The sequence below is a fragment of the Microbacterium sp. STF-2 genome (genome assembly GCF_034650155.1).
GTDB lineage: Bacteria > Actinomycetota > Actinomycetes > Actinomycetales > Microbacteriaceae > Microbacterium > Microbacterium maritypicum_A.
Map to the genome: position 1 here is coordinate 706,264 of NZ_JARKMW010000001.1, position 22,406 is coordinate 728,669.

18 protein-coding genes and 1 tRNA gene are annotated in these 22,406 nt (G+C 68.6%); 9 read left to right on the forward strand and 10 right to left on the reverse strand.

Annotated features, from left to right (window positions below; genetic code table 11):
• The first annotated feature begins 5 nt into the window (after positions 1 to 5).
• The gene (locus MicroSTF_RS03435) at positions 6 to 554 is read left to right on the forward strand and encodes a helix-turn-helix domain-containing protein (protein ID WP_322953592.1); all 549 of its coding nucleotides are present in this window, start codon (positions 6 to 8) and stop codon (positions 552 to 554) included.
• The gene (locus MicroSTF_RS03440) at positions 554 to 1,795 is read left to right on the forward strand and encodes an MFS transporter (RefSeq protein ID WP_021200417.1); all 1,242 of its coding nucleotides are present in this window, start codon (positions 554 to 556) and stop codon (positions 1,793 to 1,795) included. Before MicroSTF_RS03435 ends, MicroSTF_RS03440 begins: the two co-directional genes overlap by 1 nt.
• 65 nt (positions 1,796 to 1,860) lie before the next feature.
• On the opposite strand, the gene MicroSTF_RS03445 is transcribed toward MicroSTF_RS03440, so the two are convergent.
• Positions 1,861 to 1,933: transfer RNA gene (locus MicroSTF_RS03445), tRNA-Glu, on the reverse strand.
• Between the two features lie 150 nt (positions 1,934 to 2,083).
• On the opposite strand from MicroSTF_RS03445, the gene MicroSTF_RS03450 reads away from it, so the two are divergent.
• The 3 genes from MicroSTF_RS03450 to MicroSTF_RS03460 all read left to right on the forward strand — a co-directional run bounded on the left by MicroSTF_RS03450 (position 2,084) and on the right by MicroSTF_RS03460 (position 4,663).
• Positions 2,084 to 2,722, forward strand: coding sequence for an MBL fold metallo-hydrolase (locus MicroSTF_RS03450; RefSeq protein WP_322953595.1), 639 nt, complete (start codon positions 2,084 to 2,086; stop codon positions 2,720 to 2,722).
• Between the two features lie 2 nt (positions 2,723 to 2,724).
• Positions 2,725 to 3,621, forward strand: coding sequence for an aminoglycoside phosphotransferase family protein (locus MicroSTF_RS03455; protein ID WP_322953597.1), 897 nt, complete (start codon positions 2,725 to 2,727; stop codon positions 3,619 to 3,621).
• Between the two features lie 115 nt (positions 3,622 to 3,736).
• Positions 3,737 to 4,663, forward strand: coding sequence for a S1 family peptidase (locus MicroSTF_RS03460; protein ID WP_208323568.1), 927 nt, complete (start codon positions 3,737 to 3,739; stop codon positions 4,661 to 4,663).
• Positions 4,664 to 4,683: 20 nt separating this feature from the next.
• Here the strand turns inward: MicroSTF_RS03460 and pepN are convergent, their stop codons facing one another.
• Complete coding sequence (gene pepN / locus MicroSTF_RS03465) at positions 4,684 to 7,167, reverse strand: aminopeptidase N (RefSeq protein ID WP_322953599.1); 2,484 nt, start codon at positions 7,165 to 7,167, stop codon at positions 4,684 to 4,686.
• 51 nt (positions 7,168 to 7,218) lie between these two features.
• Entirely contained in the window at positions 7,219 to 9,687 is a 2,469-nt protein-coding gene (locus MicroSTF_RS03470; protein WP_322953600.1) for a tetratricopeptide repeat protein, read from the reverse strand.
• A 143-nt stretch (positions 9,688 to 9,830) separates the two neighbouring features.
• On the opposite strand from MicroSTF_RS03470, the gene MicroSTF_RS03475 reads away from it, so the two are divergent.
• Positions 9,831 to 10,328 carry a hypothetical protein gene (locus MicroSTF_RS03475; RefSeq protein WP_322953602.1) on the forward strand — a complete coding sequence of 166 codons (498 nt, stop codon included), beginning with the start codon at positions 9,831 to 9,833 and terminating at the stop codon, positions 10,326 to 10,328.
• 2 nt (positions 10,329 to 10,330) lie between these two features.
• On the forward strand, positions 10,331 to 11,338 hold the full coding sequence (locus tag MicroSTF_RS03480; protein WP_322953604.1) for a hypothetical protein: 1,008 nt from the start codon (positions 10,331 to 10,333) through the stop codon (positions 11,336 to 11,338).
• Here the strand turns inward: MicroSTF_RS03480 and MicroSTF_RS03485 are convergent.
• From MicroSTF_RS03485 to MicroSTF_RS03495, 3 genes are all read right to left on the reverse strand, one after another.
• Positions 11,304 to 12,317 carry a DNA topoisomerase IB gene (locus tag MicroSTF_RS03485; RefSeq protein WP_021200409.1) on the reverse strand — a complete coding sequence of 338 codons (1,014 nt, stop codon included), beginning with the start codon at positions 12,315 to 12,317 and terminating at the stop codon, positions 11,304 to 11,306. The genes MicroSTF_RS03480 and MicroSTF_RS03485 overlap by 35 nt on opposite strands.
• An 86-nt stretch (positions 12,318 to 12,403) precedes the next feature.
• Positions 12,404 to 12,904: a hypothetical protein gene (locus MicroSTF_RS03490; protein ID WP_322953606.1), complete on the reverse strand. Its 501-nt coding sequence runs from the start codon at positions 12,902 to 12,904 to the stop codon at positions 12,404 to 12,406.
• 9 nt (positions 12,905 to 12,913) lie between these two features.
• Positions 12,914 to 14,281, reverse strand: coding sequence for an MFS transporter (locus MicroSTF_RS03495; RefSeq protein WP_322953608.1), 1,368 nt, complete (start codon positions 14,279 to 14,281; stop codon positions 12,914 to 12,916).
• Between MicroSTF_RS03495 and MicroSTF_RS03500 the strand changes: the two genes are divergently transcribed.
• The gene (locus tag MicroSTF_RS03500; RefSeq protein ID WP_322953610.1) at positions 14,280 to 15,116 is read left to right on the forward strand and encodes a hypothetical protein; all 837 of its coding nucleotides are present in this window, start codon (positions 14,280 to 14,282) and stop codon (positions 15,114 to 15,116) included. The genes MicroSTF_RS03495 and MicroSTF_RS03500 overlap by 2 nt on opposite strands.
• Positions 15,117 to 15,149: 33 nt before the next feature.
• Here MicroSTF_RS03500 and MicroSTF_RS03505 read toward each other — a convergent pair whose 3' ends face one another.
• From MicroSTF_RS03505 to MicroSTF_RS03520, 4 genes are all read right to left on the reverse strand, one after another.
• Positions 15,150 to 18,509, reverse strand: coding sequence for an ATP-binding protein (locus MicroSTF_RS03505; RefSeq protein ID WP_322953612.1), 3,360 nt, complete (start codon positions 18,507 to 18,509; stop codon positions 15,150 to 15,152).
• Positions 18,506 to 19,168 carry a DUF4194 domain-containing protein gene (locus MicroSTF_RS03510; RefSeq protein WP_021200404.1) on the reverse strand — a complete coding sequence of 221 codons (663 nt, stop codon included), beginning with the start codon at positions 19,166 to 19,168 and terminating at the stop codon, positions 18,506 to 18,508. Before MicroSTF_RS03510 ends, MicroSTF_RS03505 begins: the two co-directional genes overlap by 4 nt.
• Complete coding sequence (locus MicroSTF_RS03515; protein ID WP_322953615.1) at positions 19,161 to 20,624, reverse strand: DUF3375 domain-containing protein; 1,464 nt, start codon at positions 20,622 to 20,624, stop codon at positions 19,161 to 19,163. Before MicroSTF_RS03515 ends, MicroSTF_RS03510 begins: the two co-directional genes overlap by 8 nt.
• 68 nt (positions 20,625 to 20,692) lie before the next feature.
• Entirely contained in the window at positions 20,693 to 21,448 is a 756-nt protein-coding gene (locus tag MicroSTF_RS03520; RefSeq protein ID WP_322953618.1) for a GntR family transcriptional regulator, read from the reverse strand.
• Positions 21,449 to 21,602: 154 nt separating this feature from the next.
• Between MicroSTF_RS03520 and MicroSTF_RS03525 the strand changes: the two genes are divergently transcribed.
• Complete coding sequence (locus tag MicroSTF_RS03525; protein ID WP_322953621.1) at positions 21,603 to 22,364, forward strand: HAD family phosphatase; 762 nt, start codon at positions 21,603 to 21,605, stop codon at positions 22,362 to 22,364.
• Positions 22,365 to 22,406 lie beyond the last annotated feature (42 nt).

Here is a 22,406-nt window from a genome sequence, read left to right on the forward strand (position 1 = left end):
CTCCCGTGGAAGACATCTCCGTGATCACCGCCGTGCATCACCCGCTGCGCCGTCGCATCTACGACTACCTGCTCCTGTACGGCACGGCGCAGGTCACCGCGATCGCCCGCGCACTCGACAGCCAGGTCGGCAGCATCAGCCATCACCTGCGCATGCTCGAGCGCGCCGGCGTCGTGGAACGCGCCCCGGATCCTGCGGGCGACAGACGCACCAGCTGGTGGAAGGTCGCGCGTCGGGGCCTCACCTGGTCGACCGACGACTACGCCGATTCGCCCGCCGATGCCCTGCTCGCCAGAGAGGCCCAGCGACAGGGCATCCGGATGCAGATCGATCGGCTCCAGCGCTGGCATCGCAGTCGCCACGATCCGGCCTTCGCCGGGTACGACGGCTCGAACACCGAGACCACAGCCTGGGCGTCACCCGAGGAACTGCGGGACCTCTCCGCGCGGATCCTCACGACGATCCGGGAGTGGCAGGACGACATCGACCTCGACGATGGCCAGGACCGCGCTCCCGTCTTCGTGTTCGCGCACGCCTTCCCGGCGGCGCCGTGATGTCGACCGTCAGCGACCCTGTCGAGATCGTCGCACCCCCCGCCTTCCGCCGCGATCGCCTGGTGCACGCGTGGATCGGCGTGAAGGCGCTCTCGGATGCCGGCGACGCACTCTGGACCATCGCCCTCGCCTGGACGGCCGTGCAGGTCGCCTCTCCCGCCGTCGCAGGACTGATCGTCGCCGCGGGAACCGTGCCCCGGGCGGTGATCCTGCTGTTCGGAGGCGTGATCGCCGACCGCGCAGACGCCCGTCGCATCATGCTCGTGTTCAACGTGCTCCGGGTCGGCGTCCTGGTCGCCGTCGCGGTCTGGGTGCTCACGACTCCTCCCTCTGTCGCCGTGCTGCTCTTCGCCGCGATCGCGTTCGGCGTCTGCGATGCGTTCTACGAGCCGTCGGCGGGCACGATCGCCCGCCAGCTGGTCAGAGCCGTCGACCTCCCCAGCTACGGCGCCGCGGCGCAGACGGCGTCTCGGCTCGGCACCATGGGCGGCGCGGCGATCGGTGGATTCGTCGTCGCGCACGCCGGTCTCGCCGGAAGCGCATCCGTGAACGCCCTGACCTTCACGCTGGTGGTCGCTTTCATCGCCATCTGGCTGCGCCCCCGCTTCCGTCTCGCCCGTGCGGAGAAGGAGACCGCTCTGCGCGGCATCGCGCGCGGGTTCGCCCATCTCTCCGCGAACCCCACGACCCGCACGCTCGTGATCGCCCTCTCGGGGCTGAACCTGGCCGTCGGACCCGCCGTCGGGATCGGGCTCGCCCTCAGGGCGCATGACGAGGGGTGGGGCGCCCAGGCTGTCGGCCTGTTCGAGGCACTGCTCGGCCTCGGCGCCGCACTCGGGGCTGTGTCGGTGGCGAAGTGGCGCCCGCGGCACGAAGCACGGGCAGGTTTCTGGGCGCTGGTCGTGCAGGGCGCCGGAATCGTGGCGCTCGGCTTCGGGCCGGCATGGACCGTCGGTACCGCCGCCTTCGTCATCGGCGCCACCGCGGGGTACGCATCGGTGCTGCTGAGTGCGACGTTCTCGGCGACCGTCGACACCGCATATCTCGGTCGCATGGGATCCCTCACCCGTCTCGGCGACGATTGCCTCATGCCGCTCGCGATGGCCGGATTCGGCGCACTCGCCTCCGCGACCGCACTCTGGGTGCCGTTCACCATTTTCGGCGGCGCGATGATGGCGCTGATGATCCTGCCCTTGAGCAATCGGACTTTCCGGGCGATGTCGTTGAAACCCGCGGTCTGAGCGCACGGGCACGGGGCGGCGGAAACAAGAAAGCCCCCGGCGAACCGGAGGCTTTCTCTGTTGTGTGACCCCAGCGGGATTCGAACCCGCGTTACCGCCGTGAGAGGGCAGCGTACTAGGCCGCTATACGATGGGGCCGTCTGGCGAAACGTTTCCGTCGCGCGACAACCGTTCAAGTATGCCACGGCGATTCTCACTGCGCCAAATCGGCGCCGCCCTGAGACGAATCCCGGGCGTGGCGCACCGATTCCGTTTGCCGTGGGCGACCTGAAGGAGTTGACTCATGCCATGCGCGTCACCAAGTTCGAACATGCCGCCCTCCGTCTCGATGCGAACGAGAAGACCCTTCTGATCGATCCCGGATCGTTCACGGCACCCCTGAACGACCTCACCGATCTGGTGGGAATCGTGATCACCCATGAGCATCCGGACCACTGGACGACCGATCACTTCGACCACCTCCTCCGCGCAGCGCCCGGAACGCCGATCTTCGCGCCCGCGGGTGTCGCCCGCGCGGCCGAGGGATACGACATCACGGTGGTCTCCCCCGGAGACACCGTGGAGATCGGCGGATTCACTCTGCGATTCTTCGGCGGAACGCACGAGGTCATCCACGCCTCTCTCCCGACGGTCGAGAACGTCGGGGTCCTCGTGAACGACGAGCTCTACTACCCCGGCGACTCCTACGCGGTTCCCGAGGGCGTCGCCGTCGGCACTTTGGCCGCGCCGCTCGGCGCCCCCTGGCTGAAGATCGGTGACGCGATGGACTACGTGCTCGCTGTCGCCCCGCGCCGCGCGTTCGGCACCCACGACATGACGCTGTCCGTGATCGGCAGGAATATGCACCGACAGCGACTGCAGTGGGCCACGGAGCAGGGCGGCGGCGAGTTCTTCGTCCTCGAGCCCGGCGAATCCCTCGATCTCTGAACATGGCGGACTCCCCCGCCGCCGAGCTCACCCTCGCCGAGCGTGAGGTGCGAGAGCTCCTCCATGGTGTCGCGCCACAATGGGCAGCGCTTCCCCTGACGCGCGTCGCTGAGGGATGGGACAACGTCACGTGGCGCCTCGGGCCCGACCTCGCGGTGCGCATCCCCCGCCGCGAACGCGCGGCGCCTCTGATCAGGCACGAACAGCGCGCCCTTCCTGCGATCGCCCTCCGCCTCGCCCCCACGAACGTCCGCACCCCTCTTCCGGTGTTCGCCGGCGCACCCACGCCGATGTTCCCCTGGCCGTGGTCGATCGTGCCGTGGCTTCCAGGAAGCCACGCGCTCGGTCGCGCCCGTCGCGACAACACCTCCTGGGCGGCAGACCTCGCCGCGGTGCTCGTCGCCCTGCACCATGACGCGCCCGTCGATGCGCCCCGGAACCCCGTGCGCGGCGTCCCGTTGAGTGCTCGCGATGAGAGCATCCGCTCGCGCCTCGCCGACCTCGCCCCAGCGCTCGCGGAGCCTCTCGACGCCCTCTGGCAGACGGGCCTGGACGCCGCACCAGCAGCCGAGAGCACCTGGATCCACGGTGATCTGCACCCCGGCAACATCCTCGTCGACGGCGACCGCCTCTCCGCACTGATCGATTTCGGTGATGTGACCTCGGGCGATCCCGCCTACGATCTCGCCGCGGGGTGGCTCGCCTTCGACACCGAAGGCCGACACGTGTTCCGGCGCGCGACGGCATCGAGATACGACGACGCCACCTGGATGCGCGCTCGCGCCTGGGCAGCAGCCGTCGCGACCATCCTCTGCCATTCGAGCGACGATCGCGAGGACCTGCGCGCGCTCGGCCACGACACCGCTCTGGAGCTGTCCGGAGTTTCCTCCTCCTGCTGATGCCGCGCGGGCGGGCGCCCGACGTTCGGGGCTCATCCTTGCCACAGGTTTTCGGACATGGTGTACTGACTGCGCAGTAGCGTGTTACCCATCACTCATCTGAACGGAGATCACCATGACGACCGTACGATCCAGAACGAAGAAGATTCTCGGCGCCGGGATTACCGGCGCCGCCGTCATCTGCGCCAGCCTGCTGATCGGGCCCGCAGCAGGCGCCACGACGAATGACGGCACGACCCCACCGGACCAGGACGAGCGCGCGCTGTCGCGCATCATCGGGGGCCAGGCGGTCCCGAACGACGCCTACCCGTTCATGGCTTCTCTCCAGGCCGGCGGCGAATCCTTCTGCGGGGGCTCGCTCCTGGGCCCGACGCTGGTGATGACCGCAGCGCACTGCGTCACCGGCACGGACTCCCTCACCGGTCTGCCGACGATCGACGTCGACGGCGTCTCGGTGGTCGTGGGGCGTACGGTGCTGTCCGACGGTACGCAGGGACAGGAACGCGGGCTGTCCGAGTCCCCCGGCGCCGAGCCCATCGTCCATCCTCGCTACCTCGCCGGCGACAGTGCCTATGACGTCGCCTTCCTCGTGCTGGACGCGCCCGTCCAGGGCATCGTCCCGGTGAAGCTGCCGACCAAGGGGACGGACGCCCTGCTGCGCCCCGGTCAGAGTGCGACCGTCATCGGCTGGGGGAACACGGACACCGCTCTCGCCAACTTCCCCGACCGGCTTCGTCAGGTACAGGTGCCGATGCTCGCGACTGCCGAGTGCGAGCTCAGCTACGGTGCTTTCCGGCCCGACGTCAACCTGTGCGCCGGGGTCGTCGGCAAGGACTCCTGTCAGGGCGACAGCGGCGGCCCCCTCTTCCGCCAGCCGCCCGCTCGCGAGACCGCCTATCAGATCGGTGTCGTCTCCTACGGGGACGGATGCGGCGGACAAGGAGCGCCCGGGGTGTACGTCTCGTTGAGCTCTGCCGACCTGTGGGACACGATGGCGGAGAGTAGCGAAGGCAAGGCCCTCAAGGAGGCCCTCGGACGCTGAGCAGTCGGGGCCGCGCAGGCTCAGTCCTGTGCGGCCCTGACCCGGAGGTCCCGCGCGAGGTGGTCGCGCTGCTCGACCACGAGACGCCGCAACGCCGCAGGCGCCGCTGTGTTGGCAGCCAACCACGCGTCGACGGCGTCCAGGGAGTCCCCGGCAGGGAACAGACCGATGACCAGCCGTCGTGCGATCTCGATGCTGCGCTCGTCCCAGGCTTGGACGATCCTGGCGAAGTACTCCGCGTCGAACCCGGCGATCAGGTCGCGCCGCCCGCCGGCCCGGAAGCCGCTGATCTCGGCATCGAGGTGATCGTTGCTGAGCGTGAGATCCTCCCAGGCGGACTGCCACGCGTCGCGACGTACCGCCGCATCCGGGCGCGATGCCCGAGCCCGGCGCGCGGCTGTTCGACCGTCGCCCGTGTCATCCCGCTGCTCTTCGACCGCCACATCGGCCAGGTCGGCATGTCCGGTGGTGACGAGCGCACCGAGCAGCTGCCAGCGCAGGTCGGGATCGATGACGAGTCCCTCCGGGGCATCACCCTCGAGCAGTGCTCGCACCTGTGCATGATGCTCGTCGTCGAAAGCGGATGCGGTCGCGAACGCCCGCGCCCAGGAGAGCTGCGCGTCACTGCCGGCCTCGGCGGATACCAGCGCGCTCCACACGCCGTCGGTCCACCTCCGCTGCTCCTCTTCGCGGCTGGTCGCGGAGACATAATGGCGGATCGTGTAGATCGCGTTCGCGAGGACTCCCGTCAGCAGCCCGATATTGGACTCGTGAGGCGCATGGGAGCGGACGATCGCGAGATAGCGCTGCGCGGCGAGTTCGCCGTCGCGCGTCGCATTCCACAACGACGACCAGACGAGTGCACGGGCCAGCGGATCGTCGATCGCCGAGAGGGATTCCTCGACGGTGACGAGAGAGCCCTCGTCGAGACGCGCCTTGACGTATGTGAGGTCATCGTCATTGAGCAAAACGAGATCGGCCTCGGGCAGGTCGAGCTCCGTGCGTTCTCCGACCACGTCGAGCTCGCGCTGCTCACGGCGGACGATACGACCGTCCGCGCGCTCGTACAGTCCGATCCGGAGTCGATGCGGCCGTGGGTCGGTCTGCACGAGGATCTGTCGTCCCTCTGGGTCGGTCTCCGTCCAGAGCGTCGACACGCCGGACGTCTGCAGCCATGCCGTGGACCAGTCGCTCATATCGCGCCCCGACACCGCGCTCAGCTGCACCAGGAAGTCCTCGAGGGTGGTGTTGCCGAACGCGTTGACGGCGAAGTAGCGCCGCGCCCCCTCGAAGAAGGCCTCGTCCCCGACGAATGCGACGAGCTGCTTGAGCACGGCGGCGCCCTTGGCGTAGGTGATCCCGTCGAAGTTCAGCTTGGCGGCCTCGAGATCGGTGATGTCCGCCACGATGGGGTGCGTCGTCGGCAGCTGGTCCTGCTGGTACGCCCATGCCTTGCGACTCGCGGCGAACTTGACCCACGCATCGTGATAGCGCGTCGCGACCGCTGAGGCGTGCGCTCCCATGTAGTCGGCGAAAGACTCCTTGAGCCACAGATCGTCCCACCACGTCATCGTGACGAGATCGCCGAACCACATGTGGGCCATCTCGTGCAGGATCGTGTTGGCGCGAGCCGCGCGCTGCGCATCGGTCGCCGCGCCGCGGGAGAGGTACGACTCCGTGAACGTGACCAGACCGGGGTTCTCCATGGCACCGAGGTTGTATTCCGGCACGAAGATCTGGTCGTACTTGCCCCACGGATACGGGGAGGCGAAGGCGTCGGTGAAGAAGTCGAGACCCTGGCGTGTGACCTCGAGGATCTCCTCGGCCTCGAGGTGCGGAGCGAGCGACCTCCGGACAAACACCCCGAGCGTGACGCTCTGCTCGCCGCGCTGCCACTCCCCATCCACGCGGGAGTACGGTCCCGCAGCGACGGCGGTGATGTAGCTCGAGATCGGCAGCGTGGGGGCGAACTCCACACGTTGCACCCCGACGCCGAGGTCGGTATGCGTCGGAGACTGGTTGGAGAGCACCTCCCATCCGGTCGGCGCGTCCACCACGAAGGTGTACTCGGCCTTCATGTCGGGCTGCTCGAAGCATGCCATGACGCGTCGCGAATCCGCCGGCTCGTACTGCGTGTACAGATAGGTCTCATCGTCGACGGGGTCGTGGAAGCGATGCAGTCCCTCACCGGAACGGCTGTACGTTCCGACCGCTTCGACCCGCACGAGGTTGAACGCGGCGAGCCCGGAGAGCGAGATGCGTGCCCCGTCGTAGACGATCTCCTGGTCGACCCCGTTCACGGAGACCCGCTGAACGCCCTCGCCGATGAAGTCGAGCCACGTCGTGTCGGTGGTCGCGTCGAACTCGAGCGTCGTCACGCTGGGGAACCCGGTCCGAGCACGCTCCGGCGCTCCGGTCAGATCGAGCTCGACGCGGATGCGGTGCACGGTGACGGCAGCGGATCGCGCTGCGGTCTCCTCGCGGGTGAGGTTGGCTGTGTCCATGCTTCCATCCTGGCATCCGGAGGCGAGGCGGACAGACCCTCGTGCGACGGATCAGGCGTTCTGGAGACGATGCCCGATCTCGGCGTAGACCTGCGCCGACGCGTGAGCGCGTGCCTCGGCAGACTCCTCGTCTTCTCGCACCCGCGCGATGGACGAGAGGATCGCATCGCTTCGTGCCACTTCGGCACGATCACCGGTCGCCTCTGCGATGCTCCGGGCCTCCTGCGCGTGTCGTTCGGCCTCGTGCAGGACCGCGCCCGCATCCGCCGCGTCTTCCGTGTTCGCAGACAGCAGGATCTCGGCGAGGGAGTTCGCAGCCTCTGTCGCGATCAACGGCGAGCCCGCGCGCTCCGCCTCACGGAGGATCTGTTCCGCGGCAGCCTTCGCCTTCCGGACATCTCCCGCTCGTCCGTCGATACGCGCGTGCAGGAGCACGAGGTCGGCAGAGGTCGCATACTCGCCCGCGGTCGCCAGCGTCTGCATCGCAGTCGCACAGAGCTCGCGGGCGCGCACATCATCGCCTCGTGCCTCCGCGACGAGGGCCAGAGTGCGCCGGACGAAGGGCAGCGGCTCGCCATTCGACTCGTCCAACAGCCCGTGCAGCTCCACCTCCGCGTCATCGAGTCGACCGATGGCGAGGAGCAGGAGCGGGCGGTTGCCACGGACGACGGCGATGTTGAGCTCATCGCCTTCGGCCTGCGCCATGGACAGGGCACTCGCGTAGCGCTCCAGCGCCTCCGGATAGCGGGCGAGGATACGAAGGGTGTCGGCGTGATTCCCGGTGGCACGGCCCTCGACGATCCGGTCCCCCGCGTCCCGTGCGTGCGCGATCGCTCGTTCGTACGATTCCACAGCCTCATCGAGGTGACTCATCCAGCGCTGTACGTTGCCGATCTGATTCCACGTGCGCGCCAGCGCCGCACCCGAGGCGATGCGGCGCACGCGATTGAGGGTCACCAACGCTTCGTCGAGGCGCCCGAGCTTTTCGGCGCAGTGCGCGATGCCGAGGGCGATGTCCGGGACCAGGTCGAGCCCCTCTCCTCGCGACGCGAGGTCGTGCAGCCGCAGCGACTCGTTCCAGAACGACCAGCGTGAGAGCGCGGGATGCGCCTCGATCGCCAGCCGCTCCACCGAGGAGTCGAGGCCGTGCTCGCGGGCCGCCGCCGCGACCGCGAGCACCGTCGTGACCGCACGTGCGGCGAAGTCTGGATCTTCGTGGATCCGCGCGAGCACCGCAGACGCGGACCTCTCCACGAACCCTCTGCGGGTGGACGACGGGCGCAGTGATCGTGACCGAGACGCAGCGAAGGCGAAGACCGTGTCGTGCATGTGCACTCGGCCGTCGCGCAGTTCGACCAGATGGCGGGCGTGCAGCCGGTGCAGATCGAGGGCGGACGACGCCCCGCCCGCGGCCAGGAGCACTCCTTCGTCGATGTCCCTGTCCAACAGCGCGGCGTCCGCGAGCAGGGCTTCCTCGGAGGGGGACAGCGACCGGGTCGCCGCCTCCAGGACGGAGCGGATGCGCAGATCACGAGGCTCGTGCTCGAACCGCGATGCGAGATCCTGGAACGACCAGCCCTCGTGCTCCCGCACGATCCCCGCCAGCATCGCGAGATCGAGAGGGAGACCCCCGCTGACGGCGACGATGCGGCGCAGCGCGTCCGCGTGGACGTTCACGTCGGCGTCGGCATCGGCGTCGGCCCCGGACGACGCATCATCCCCCCGGAGGAGATGGGTGAGGAGTCGGAGGGCTTCGGCGCTCGTCATCGGTGGGACGACGACCCGCGCCACGCGTGCACCCATCGCCGAGATCCGCTCCTCCAGGTCGGCAAGGTCGACTCGCGTCGTCACGATGAATCGCACACCGGGGACGAGCAGCGCGGCGAGACGCCTGGCATCGCCCGCGTCCTCGATGATCACGGTCATGCCTCGCGCCGCGGACTGCAGCCCTTCGCGCAGCCGCAACAGCTCGTAAGGAAGAGAGCGGACGCCGAGGGCTCCCAGCATCCGCCGGAGGACATCGATCGGGTCGGCTCGGGGACGATCCACGTCCGATTCGCGCAGATGCACGGTGAGCACGGGTGACGGACCGGCCAGCGCCGTCGCGAGAGTGGTCTTCCCCGCTCCCGGCAGACCGGTGAGGAGGAGGATTTCGGCCTCGGGGACCGAGGCCAGCAGCTCTTCCCGTCCGACGTCCGCTCCCGCCGCGTCCCGAACATCGAGCGTCACCTCGACGTGCACACCCGCTCTCTCACCGTTGAGGAGACGCGCGTTCTCCCGCCAGATGCCGGCTTCGGCATCGTCACCGCCGAGGGCGAGCACGATGTCGCCGACCAGGCGTTCATCGAGTCGCCTCCGCCCCGGGCGGAAGCAGTCGTACACGGTCACCTTGGGCGGCTCTGCGCCGTCGCGCAGGCCGCCGATGCGACGGGCGATCTCGGCATACGACGGTGATCCCGCGTTCGCGCGCATCCGTCCGAGCCCCAGACAGAGCTCGTCGAGGGTGCGCGGCGCGGGCATGGGTCGAGCCTATGGCACGCCGTCGCGGCGACAGACGGCTGCCGTTCGGGCTCGTTCGGAGTCGGACTGCCCTGTGCTCATCACCCCTATGCTCGCTCGACGGAGAGGCCGACCGCGACCTCCCGGACGAGGAGACAAACCCCATGACGACACGTGCAGCGATCGCAGCGAAACTCGACGACTTCTCCTTTCAGAAGATGAACTTCGGCGGGTTCCTGATGAACAAGCGGGCCAAGAACTCGCACGCACTGTGGACCCGCACCGCCGACAAGGGCGTCACGGAGCTGACGCTGCTCACCACACGGGACTACGGCGAGGGGAACGTGTACGACGTCGCGGCCTTCACCCTCGACGGAACCGTGCCCGCGGAGGTCGTCTCCGAACTCCGGCAGCAAGCGGATGCCCTCGCCGACCAGGTCAACCTGCGCGCACACGGCTATGTGTACACCTGCCTCGAGCCCTGGGACGGGGGCAGCACCATCTGGATCTCGAAGAAGCCCGAGTTCCGCGCTCTGAGCCGGCTGGACCAGGGGATCTACGTGATCCCGATCCAGCGACTCACCGGCACGGTCGAGCCGCGTTGGCTCGCGTGGGCACGTGAGGGCGATCAGCTGAACATCGCCATCGTGTACAAGCCCTGACGGTGCCGACGCTCCTGGAAGGCGAGTCCGCCCCGCACGCCGACGAGCGCGTGCCGGGCGGCCTCGCCCTCATCGGGTCGTCGCTGGCAACGGTCGGCATCGCCGCCGTGATCGCGTTCTACCTGCTGCCCGTGGGCTTCGGCCTGACCGGCGCGACGCTCGTGCTCGCGCAGGTCGCCGCGATGCTTCTCTGCGCGGCGATCGTCGCCTCGTCGACGATCGCCGTTCGTCGGCATCATCGACATCGGGCCGCTCTCGCCGCCGTCGCAGAGACACTCGGCTGGGAGTTCCGCACGGATATCGGCGACCGCGTGTGGGGTGGCTCCATCGATGAGCAGATCGATCGCGGCGCCCGAACCGCACGGGATCATCTGGACGCGCGACACGCGGCCCTCCCCTTCGACAGCATCGAGCGCACGTTCGTCGTCGGCGACCGCGAGGGGGCGACGATGCACACGGTGCGGGCGGTGCGGATCCCCCTTCCTTCCGAAGCGCCGCGTATCACGCTCCGATCACGGCGCGGCGGCGGCGCACTCAGCGTGCTCCCCCGACGTCCGACGGGCGCGTCCCGGATTCGACTCGAGGGCGACTTCAGCGACGTCTTCGAGGTTTCGGTGCCGGCGGGCTACGAGACGGATGCGCTCTACGTGCTCACACCCGACCTGATGGTCGTGCTCCTCGACCAGAGCGCCGACCTCGATCTGGAGATCATTGACAGCACGCTCCACGTGTACTTCCCCGCCGTCGACCTGACCGACGATGAAGAGCTGCGCGCCTTCCTCGCCGTGATCGCTGCCTTGTACGACCGCTTCGGACGCCGCACCATGCTCTATCACGACGAGGCCGCCGAACCGCTGGACCCGGCGTCCTACCGCCGCGACGGCGACACTCTCGCCGATCGGGCACGCGGGGTCGACACGCGCGTGCGATGGTGGCCCGTTCTCCTGGCAGTGGCCACGCCCCTGGTGCCGATGCTCATCGCCGTCGTCTGGCTGCACTTCGTCGGGTGACCTTACGTGAGATCTGCGGTCCGCCGAGAAGACGCCGGATGGCCGTCTCAGGGGTCACCGAGAGATCGAGTGTCCGTCCGCGCGCGTACTGACTGAACACCCGTGGATCGATGTAGCTTCCGCGTGCGACGGCGGTCGTGTTGCCCAGCGCCGTCGCCGCCGCCTGCACGGCGAGGCGCTCCGCCTGGCTCCGGTGGTTGCGGCTGTCGAGCTCACCGATCCGAGCGAGGGCGTCGGCCGCGATGATCGTGCCGTGAAGAGTGCGGAAGTCCTTCGCCGTGAAAGCGGCACCCGTGACATCTCGGAGGTACGCATTGACCTCGGCGGGTGTGATGCGTACCCGCCGACGCCCTCGGCGGTACGCAAGCAGGAAGGCCGCAGACTTCCCCGCGGCGAAGTCGGTCAACGCCTCGGCGAGCGTCTCGTCGGTGATCTCGATCGACGCCGTACGGCCGCTCTTGGCAGGGAAGGAGAGCGCCAGTTCGCTCCCCTCCACCCGCACATCCCGCCTCCGCAGTGTGGTGAGACCGCGGCTCCCGTGGCGGACGAGATACCGTTCCGACCCGATGCGGAGGGCCGCATCGTCGAGAAGCCGGAAGGCGACGGCGAGGGCGCGCTCCTTCGTCTGCCCCTCCTGCGCGAGCGCACGGGTGACCTGGGCCCTCGCTCGAGGAAGCGCGGCCGCGAGATCCAGCGCCCGCACGAACTTCCGGCGATCCCGGGTGACTCGCCACAGGGGGTGGTAGAGGTACTGCTTGCGTCCCGCGCCATCGACGCCGACCGCCTGGATGTGCGCGAGCGGGTCGGCCGCGATCCACACGTCATGCCACGCGGGTGGGATCACGAGGTCGTGGATCCGCTCCCGATCGGCCTCGGGCGCCGTCTCACCGGCCGGGTCGACGTAGCGGAATCCGGATCCGGATCGCACACGTCGGAAGCCCGGGTCCTCCCCCGGAACCACACGGATCAGTCTCGCCATGCTGCTGCCTCCCTCGAATGCCTTCGATCGAGGATGGCGGCGCCGTGGGATACGCGGAAGGGAGTGGCGTCGCGGCGACTACCGTGCTATTCCGCGGTCGGCTCGACGTCCGGTGCCGCGAACGTGCTGCGCATGTGATCGCTCGTCAGGAAGTCGGCGATACCGATCATGATCAGGCTGAAGACGATCTGCTCCGACACCATCCAGAGCGGATAGAGGCCGGGGATCGCCGCCATGACCAGCGTGATCACGGGGAAGATCTGGGCGAACAGGCGCAGGCGCTGGTACGCCCACCGCCACCCGCGCTGCGCTCGCCACGCGAAGTAGAACAACGTCGCGGTCATCGCGAGCACGACGAGGGTGCGCATCCAGACCGCGAACGACACCGACTCGCCATCGACCGCCAGCACCAATGAGACGATGACCGCACCGACGCCGATGACGAGTTCGACCACCAGGAGCCAGAGAATCCAGGTGAATGCCCGGACGGTCTTGGGATGCGTGCGGTCCGCCTCGCTGATCGCGACGCCGGCCTTTCGTCCACCGGCGATCCGGTCCAAACGGAGGAAGAGGGACTCCAGAGCCATGAGGGGAGCCTATTGCGTCCGTGCGTCGTCGACGTCGACCGTTCGATGGATGTCGGGTGCGCCGTTCGCAGCCGGTGGTACCACCCGCTCCAGCACGAGCGCCAGCACACCGACCGCCAGGCTTCCCGCGATCATGACGCCGATGAACCCCATGTCCAGTCCCGCACCGAGCATCACACCCGCCACGAGCGGGCCCGTGATCGCACCGCCCTGGAACGCCGCGGAATTGATCGCGTTGTACCGGCCCCGCGTGCGGTCGGACGCGAGATCGTTGTAGATCGCGGGAACGGTGGGCTGCAGCATCGTCTCTCCGAACGCGAAGACTCCCATGTAGGCGATGACGCCGATGGCGGCGGCGACTGTGTCCGGCAGGAAGCCCGTCGCCCCGAGCACCACCCACGACAGGGCCCAGATGAGGGCCATCACCTGCATCACCCGCGTGCGCCTCTTGCCGGAGATGAGCCGGAGCACGGCGAACTGCAGAAGCACGATCACCGCGGTGTTGACGGCGAACGAGATGCCGACGACCTGCGTCGACACCTGTGACACCTGGCGGGCGAACGCCGGGAAGCCCGCCTCCATCTGGCCGTATCCGATGAAGACCGAAAGGAACGTCAGAAGAGTCAGCCAGAGCACGGCCGGCCGCCGCAGGATCTCTCGATACCCGCCCACCGGAGGGGCGTCGGCCTCGGCGTCGTGCTGCGTGCGCACACGGCGGAGCGGTCCGAGGAGGAGCGCGAGCGGGATGAGGCTGCTCGCGGCGTCGACGAGGAAGATCGTCGTGAAGGTGGCGGGATCGGTCACGTCCACGAAGAAGCCGCCGATCACGCCTCCGACGCCGATCCCCAGGTTGACGAGCGCGAAGTTCACACCGAAGTACTGCTGACGTACCTCTCCCTCGACCACCGTGGCGATGAGGGCGTTGAAGCCGGGCCAGGAGACGCCGAAGTTCACCCCGATCAGCATGACCGCGACGGCGGCGACAACCGGATGGGTGGCGTAGGCCAGCAGCGCGCATCCCGCGATCATCGACAGCAGCCCGACGATCAGCACCCGCCGTGCGCCGAAGCGATCGATGAGCGTCCCTCCGGGGCCTGTGACGATCAGCCCGGTGATCGCGATGAGACTCATCAGCGCTCCGGAGATGCCGAGGTCGAAGCCGCGCACCTCATGGAAATAGATGATCGTGAACGGCAGGGTCATACCGCGACCGAGCGTCTGGATCGCGACCGTCGACAGCAACCACCGCCCCTCCGTGGGAAGGGCGTTCCAGAAGCTCCTCATACCGATCACCTCGATATTCTTGCGGATGCCGGAGACATCGCGTTCGCGAGCGGATTGTCGGACGAGGCGGCTTTCTGCCATCATCACGAACATGGCGCTGTCACTCGAGGAGTTCTGTTCCGCACTGGTGGACGCCGGTTCCCGGCAGGGGCTGGGCATCCGGCTCTCGGACACCGAAGCCCAGCAGGTCGCGGCCGACCCGCACGCCGCCCGGAGCTGGTACGCGTACTGGCAGTCCATGAACCCGCAGACGGAGCCTGCCGCTCCCGCGTACCCCGCACCCGAGACGCCCCCGGCCGCCGAGACGGTGCCGCTCGGCGGACACGACTTCGCCCAGACCGCGGCGTTCGCATCCGCTCCGCCGGCGTACGCCGGTACGCCGACCACAGCGATCCCTTCTCCCGGTGCCCCGGTGCCCGGCGGACCTGAGAAGAAGAGCCGGGTCGGTCTCTGGGTCGCGCTGTCCATCGTCGGTGCCCTGCTGCTGCTCGCGATCATCGTCGTGGTGGTGGCGTTCACCACCGCCCGGCACTGGACGAAGGTCGATGCGCCCGAGAAGCCCGAGACCTTCCACAGCGAGGAGTACGAGACCGGTCTGTACCTGGTGGCGGACGACGGCGTGAGCCCGTGCGCCGTCGATCAGGACTGGACCGACTGCATCGACGCGATGGAGGCCCAGTATGCGGGAGCCTGCGCCGGCGTCGAGCTCGTTCCCGCCGCGGCGATGCTCTGCGAACAGCATCGCGCCGAGATCGATCGCATGCGCGCGGAGGACTCCGAAGGATCGGTCGTCGCCTCGCTCGGAGACTTCGGCCACCTCACCCGCACGCCGGAGGTCGCGACGCGACAGGTCTCGAACAACGACTACGAAGCAGCAGTCACTCACGAGGCCGTCTGCTACCTCGGGTTCCTCGGGGAGTGCGACTGACGATACGGCTGCTCGCCCGTCGACGACCGACGGTCAGACCCCCGCTTCCGGCAGACCCACCTTCGCCTTGGCCCAGGACCGACCGCGCGTGTCCTTGAGGATGTCGTACTCGACGTCCACATGCGGCTCGATCGCGCTGTACTTGTCGTTCGGCGCACCGATGACGAGCTGGAAGCCGAGCCCGCGCCACGCACCGATCGCGCGCTTGGTGAAGTGGGCGTCGGCCTTGATCAGCGCCTCGTCCATGAACACCGGCGCATAGCGAGGTCGAGCGGCGCCCGCGTCTCCGAGCTGGTACCGGAGGGCGGCCCCGACGATGAACGCGACGAGTTCCTGCGACTCGCCTCCGGACTTCTCACCGATGTGATCGTAGAGGGCGACGTGCTCTCGCGTGGCGGCTGTGACGCGCTCCGCGCTCACCCGCACATGGTTTCGCACATCGATGAGCTCCGCGAAGTCGGGGGCGGTGCGGCGCATGCGCGCGATGAGGCGACTCATCTTGCGGTACACGGTCTCCCGCTCCGCATCCGTCGCCGCCGCATCGATGAGTCCGCGCACCTCACGGAGCTCACGGCGGAAACGCTTGCGAGCCTCCGTCTGGTTCTCGCGGGGGGTGATCTGCAGACGATGATCGTCGTCGTAGAACGGCAGCTCCTCCATGATCCGGTTGATCGGATCGATCCGGTCCTTGATCTCACGGAGCGACCGGCTGAGCGTCGAGTCGAGACTCGTCAGGTCGTTTCCCGACAGTTTGAGCAGGCTGTCGCGCCACTCGGTCTCCAGCTCGTGGAGCCCGTTGGTCTGGAGAGCCTCCAGGATGCTCTCGAACTCCCCGACCGAAGCGTCGGGATCCGGAAGGATCGTGAGGGTGTCCCAGCGCTCGAGGAACCCCGTCATGAGTCGGCGCATGCTCTCGCGCTGCTGCTCGTGCGCCTCGGCCGCCTCGCGGCGGTCATCGAGAAGGCGCTGCGCTGCCGTCCTGAGGGCGGTGTCCAGATGGGTCAGGCGCTGCGCCGCCGTCGCGGATCCTCCGGTCTCGGCGTGCAGGAATCGGCTGTCGAGGAACGAGGCGTGCCCGTCCCCGAGCACGAGTCCGGATGCCGCGGCAGAGTCGATGACCGACTGACAGCTGTCGACGTCGTCGGTGACCCGACCCCACTGCTCCTGGGTCTGAGCGAGCTCGTTGCCGAGACGCGCCTCTTCATCGCGGAGCCGCCCCGCCCGCGCCCGCAGTTCTTCGGCCTGGCGCTTGAGTTGCGCGATCTCGGGGCTGGCCGTGGTGACCTCCGCCTCGACCGCGAGCCAGCGCTCCCGCTCGGCCTCCACCGTGACCACATCGATCTGCTCCCACGTGAGGTCCTCGATCTTCGCGAAGGATGTCGACCGCGCCTCGATGCGGTCGAGGGCGGCCTCGGCCTCGTGCGCAGCGGACGCGCACTCCTCGTGCTGCGCCGTCAGCCGCAGCAGCTGTTCGTCGATCTCGCGCAGGCGACGGTCGTTGGTGAAGCCCAGGACGTTGCTGCGCCCCTGCCCTCCGTGGGCACCCCGACTCCCCTGCGACACCTGGCCGCTGATCGTGAGGGCCTTCTGGTGTGCGCCCAACTGCGACGACGAGTCGACACAGACGTATCCGAAGCGATCCTGAAGTCGCTGCTGAAGCCAACCGGTGAAGGGCGTCGGGAGGTACTCGAGCCGCCCGGGAAGCGTCTTCGGGTCGGCGTTCCGCACCTCGGGGATGCCGGTATGGACGCCTTCGTAGTTCAGACGTTCCGGGGTGCGCACGGAGTTGATGGCCGTGCGGAACGAAGCGAGGTGCTCGACGTCGATCAGAAGCGTCCTGGCGAAGCCTCCGAGCGCGAGGTTGAATGCCTCCCGCCACGGCTCGAACTCGGTCCGCAGCTCGATGAGCTCGCCGACGAACGGAAGATCGGCCGGGTCGAGCCCGACCGCCTCTGCGAGCAGGCTGCGCGACTCGTCGAGATGCGCGGGGATGCTCCCGCGTACGCGACTCGTCTTCTCACGCTCCTCGCGCAGGCGGCGGATCTCGGCCTCCGTCGTCCGGCGTGTGCTCTCGGCATCGGCGAAAGCGGCACGGGCAGCACGGATCTCGGACTTCGGAGCCGACCCCCGAGCGTCGGCGGCGAAGGCGTCGAACTGCGCGGCGGTCTCCACCTCCGCTCCCAGCTCCCGGACGATGATGTCGAACTTCGCCCGCTCCCGCCGGACGTCGTCCACTCTGCGCTCGGCGACGCGGAGTTCGCGCTGAGCTGTCTCGAGACGGTCGCCGCCGGACTGGCGCAGCACGTCGAGAAGCCCCTCGCGCTCGACATCCGCGGCATCGACGAGAGCACGTTTCTCGCGCACGGCAAGACTCAGCGCGCGGGAACGATCCCCCAGCTCGACCTCCACGTCGCGCAGGAGATCGAGGCGTCGCTGCGCGTTCCAGAGGGCGGCCAGAGAGGTCGGATCCGTGAACACGCCGACCTCGTCGATCACGCGCACACGCTCGGACGCCGAGACGATGCGGTCTTTGATGCTCCGGATCGGCTCGAGCGCGTTCACCTGCTGCTTCGCCGTGAGCATCCTCATCCGCGTGCTCTCGAGCTCGTCGAAATGCGCCACGACGGCATCTGCGGTGGCCATGGTCTCGGGCTCTTCGAGGACGAGCTTCTTGTACAGATCGTCGACCGTCGTGATCTGCTGCCCGGCCTGGATCCTCGCCAGAAGACTGATGGCCTTGGCGCCGGAGCCGGCCGCACCGATCCCGAGCACCGCCTGCAGGCGCGCCGAGAACTCACGGTCCGTCGCGAGGGTCTCCAGCCCCGTCGCCCGCACCGACGCATCCGAGAGCCGCTGCGTCGCCGCGCGCTCCAGCAGTCCCAGATCGAACGCCCCGTTCACGGTGGCCCTGACCCGCGTCGTGTCCTCGAGGACGCGCGCATCCGCGGGGATGTACCACGCACGCACGGCCGTGAACCGCGACCCGTCGTGGTCGATCCACGTCGTCGCGATCGCACTCCACGTGTCCTCCCCGTCTCCGCGGAGCACACGCAGCTTCGTGCCCTCCTCGGTGCGGGATTCGTCGATCTTCCCTCGCCCGTAGGAGAGGATGTTCCGCTGCTCCTCGCCGCGCGGGCGACCCGTCACACCACCGTTCGACGCTCCGTTGAACGGCGTCGTGTGCGGCATCATCAAGGCGATGTACGCATCCATCAACGTCGACTTGCCGGAGCCCGAGCCTCCGCAGAGCAGGGTCGCGTGCGGCGAGAAGCGCACCCGATGGGGTCCGCCGTCGTACCCGCCCCAGTTGATCAGCTGCAGCTGCTCCGCCACCCACTGCTGCCCGCGCGAACCCGCCGGGATGAGGCCGAAGAGCGTGTCGACCATGGTCATCGTTCCACCGCTTCCTGCGACCGCAGCCAGTCGCGGAGTTCTTTCAGGGTCTCGGCGCTCAGGACGACCTCGACGAGCGCGCTGATGCGATAGCGCCCGCTGGTCTCCTCCTGCACGATGCCCTCTCGATCCAGGCGATCCATCGCGTTCCGGATCGCCTTCTGCTGCCGGGCTGTGCCGCCGTCGACGTCACTGAAGTAGCTCAGCACGGTCTGCTCGAGATCCTCGATGTCGATGCGCACGGATGCCTCGCCGGCGGCGGACTCGCGCTGATAGACCGTGCGCAGATGCACGAGAACCAGGGTCTCGGCGCGTGTGTACGGCGCGTCCTTCAGCAACACCGGCATGTCGATCTCGTCGGAGCGCAGCTGCTGCTTGTATGCGAACCCGCGGCCGTGGTCGACGACCAGGCGGAGGTAGAGGTCGTTCAGGCGCGACTCGATCACGTGCTGATGGTCGAGCAGCAGGGCCCATTCCCGGCGGTTGCGCTCCGCGGCGATGAAACGGCGCTGGAGGATGTGCGCGAGCAGGCGCCGGATCTCGGGGTCCAGCGTGCCGCGGTCACCCGCGAAGTGCTCCTCGATGTCGTCTTCCATCGGGACCGGGGCGATGAACGGATCCTCGACCGGCGTCTCCGTCACGAGGCTCTCTTCAGGCATGTGATTCTTCCTTCGGGTTGCGCGCCGTGACGGCGCCGAAAGCGAAACGTCGCGTCGATCCGTCCGGACGCCGCGCTTCGACCACCGAGACCTCCTCGCCCTCGGTCATGCCGTTGCGGTGCGCGATCTCGAGCAGTCCGACGAGGTCGACAGGACGACGGGTATCGTCGGCTCCCTGGGTGAAGGCCGCGGCGAGGTCGAACTCCGGGCCGAGACCCGACACGTACTCCTCGAGCTCCGTATACCGCGGACCGCCCCACGCGCGGGAGTCGACGTCGGCGAACTCGACGTCGTCGGCGTCCGCGAGAGGTGCGGGGACGGCCGGCGGGCGGATGCTGCTCACCGTCTGCCTGAGGTGCCCCAGATCTGCGAGCGGGAGACTGCGCACCGGCGAGTCGCTCGCCCCCGCACCGTCCCAGATGTGGAGAGCGGCGATGACGTCGCGCAGCAGATCGTCGATCTGACGGTCCCGCAGCGGATCGTGGGTCTTCACCTGGCCGGTGATGACGTGCGACGCTCGACGCTGTGCGGCGAGGACCTCTTCGACGCCGAGCTCGACCCGACGTCCGATGGCGTCGAGTTCGGCACGCTGCGTGCTGTCGAGCATGCGGGCGAACGGCTGCCGGAGCAGGCCGTGCAGCTGTTCGGTGAGCGCGTCGATGCGATCCGGATCGCCGATCAGCCGCAGGGCGCCGGAGAACGCGCGCCCCTCCGGGGTCGAGTTCATCACGTCCTGCGCGCGTCGCAGATACTCGCGGAGCACCTCGCCGGTCGGGCGCTCGTCACGCCGCAGATGGGCGACGACGTCGCGCTGCATGAGCTTGAGCGACTCGGCGACGCGGGTGAAGTCGGCGGGGAGCTCCCGTGCCAGGTGCAGCACGTTCTCCGCTTCTTCGAACAGCTCTTCATCGTCGAGCGGATCCGCCCTGCCCGATTCCTCGATCCGATCTATCTCGGCGTCGAGTGCCGCCCGCTCCTTCCGAAGACGAGCCAGGCGACGCTCGGGATCGGCCTCGGCGCTGTCGGAGAGGTGCTCCACGGCGTCGAGGAGCGTTCGCACACGGGAGTTGGATACACGTGTGCGCCCCCCGCCCGTGCGTCCGGCGATCTCCAGCGCCTCGACGGCGTGCGCGGAGAGTCGGTACACCTCGATGTCCTCGTCGATCTGCTGCACCAGCCAGCCCAGTCGCACCCAGTTCCGCGCGACGTCGCGGCCGGTCCCTGCGGGAACCCGGCGGTCGTCATCGTCGTAGCCCGCTCCCCTCAGCTCATCGAGGATCTCGGCGAGCTCGGCCTGGGCGTCGGCGATCGGGATGGACGCCCGGTCTGCCGTGAACAGCAGCGAGAGGGACGCGACGACGAAGGGCGCGAAACGTCCGTGAAGGAGGTCGAGAGTCGGCGTGCTGAATGCGGTGACAGCGCGCGAGAATGCCGCTTCTGCTCGTGTTCCTGTCACGTATTCACATTACTCGGCGCCCTCGACATCGCCGGACGCGACGCGGGGTGACGACGCGAGCTGATCCGCTACCGCGAGAACTCGGTGCGCGTGAGGGGTGTGCTCTCCCGCGATGCCGTGACGAGGAACGTGACGGTGTCGGGCAGGTAGCGGTCCTCGCCGTACTCGATCGGCTCGCCTGCCGCGGTGTAGCTCACGCGGCGCACCCGCAGCAGCGCGCTCGCCCGACGCACGCCGAGCAGCTCGGCGTCGGCGCTGGACACGGGGACGGCATCGATGGCGTGCTCGGCGAACGCGGTCACGATCCCGAAGTCACGCGAGAGCGCCTCGACGACGGAGGCCTCGTCATCGGCGATCGAGGCCAGCCGATCGGCGATCCAGTCCGGGTAGCTGGTGCGCTCCAGCATCACGTCGCGGCCGTCGATGCTACGCGTCCTGGTCACGCGCAGCACACGCGTCCGCGGGCTCACCCACAGGCGACGCGCCTCCGCCGCGGTCGCCTCCCCGAACTCCTTGCGACGCACCCGCCCGCCCGGCGCCAGACCCTTGGACCGCGCCCACTGCGCGAACGAACGCAGCTCTTCGAACGACTGACTCTGTCGGCCCGAACGAACGGTCCAGCCCGCGCCTTGAACAGGGGATACCAGCCCTCGGTCCTCGAGACCCGCGAGAGCCCGTCGGATCGTGCCACGGGTCGAGCCGTAATGCAGACTCAACTTCGTCTCCGACGGAAGACGGGAGCCCGGAGAGAACTCCCCATCGATGATCCTGGTCATCAGATCGCTCATGATCTCGCGATGGGAGCGCGGGGTCGCCGGTAACACCGTCTCAGACTAGGTGAGCCGCGATACCGTCGATCGCGCGATCAGGACAGCAGTTCACAGTTGTCCCCCGCTGCGCGCCCGCCGGCGGCTATCGTTCAGACGTCGTTCATCTGCACGCCGCCCCGTGCACACCACGGAGCGGGGTAATCGTCCCGTGACCTCGTCGACGCCCGCTTCCGATCGCTCCGCTTCTGATCGCTCCGCCTCTGATCGCTCCGCCTCCCCTCGTTCCACCCCCGCGCGGCCCGCCGCGGCTCGACCCGCCGCCGTGCTCTTCGACCTCGACGGCACACTCGTCGACAGTGAACGGGCGTGGCTCGACGTGATCAGCGCCCACCTCGCACACCTCGGCACAACGGTGTCGTCGGCGCAGCTCGCCGGGTTCGAAGGGCTGTCCGGCATCGATGCCGCCCGCGCTCTGATCGGGCTCGGGAGTACGCGTGCGAGTGCGAGCGCCCTCGCGGCGGAGCTGGAGCTCGTCACGATCGATTCCTTCGCGGGGCGTCTGGAATGGGTCGCCGGTGCCGAGGAAGCACTCGCGCACCTGCGGCGCGAGGGAATCCGAATCGGTCTCGTGACCAGCTCGACCAGGGCATGGGTCGATGCGGTCGCCGAGAACGTGAGCCTCGGCGTATTCGACGTCGTCGTGACCGCGGACGATGTGCGACGCACGAAGCCGAGCCCAGAACCCTATCTGCGGGCGACCCGCCTGCTCGACGTCGATCCGGCCGCGTGCCTGGTGTTCGAGGACTCCGAGGTCGGCGTGCGTGCTGCCGTCGCTGCCGGATGCCGCGTCGTGCAGGTCCGGGCCGACCGGAGGGAGGCGAGCGGCACGACGGCCTGCATCCCCGACCTCCTCGCCGTGACGGCACCCTGGGCCGCTTCACTGATGTCCTCCGTGCCCGCGCTTCCCTGATTTCCCCACACTTCTCGACCGCCTTCCGAACCCCGACGACAC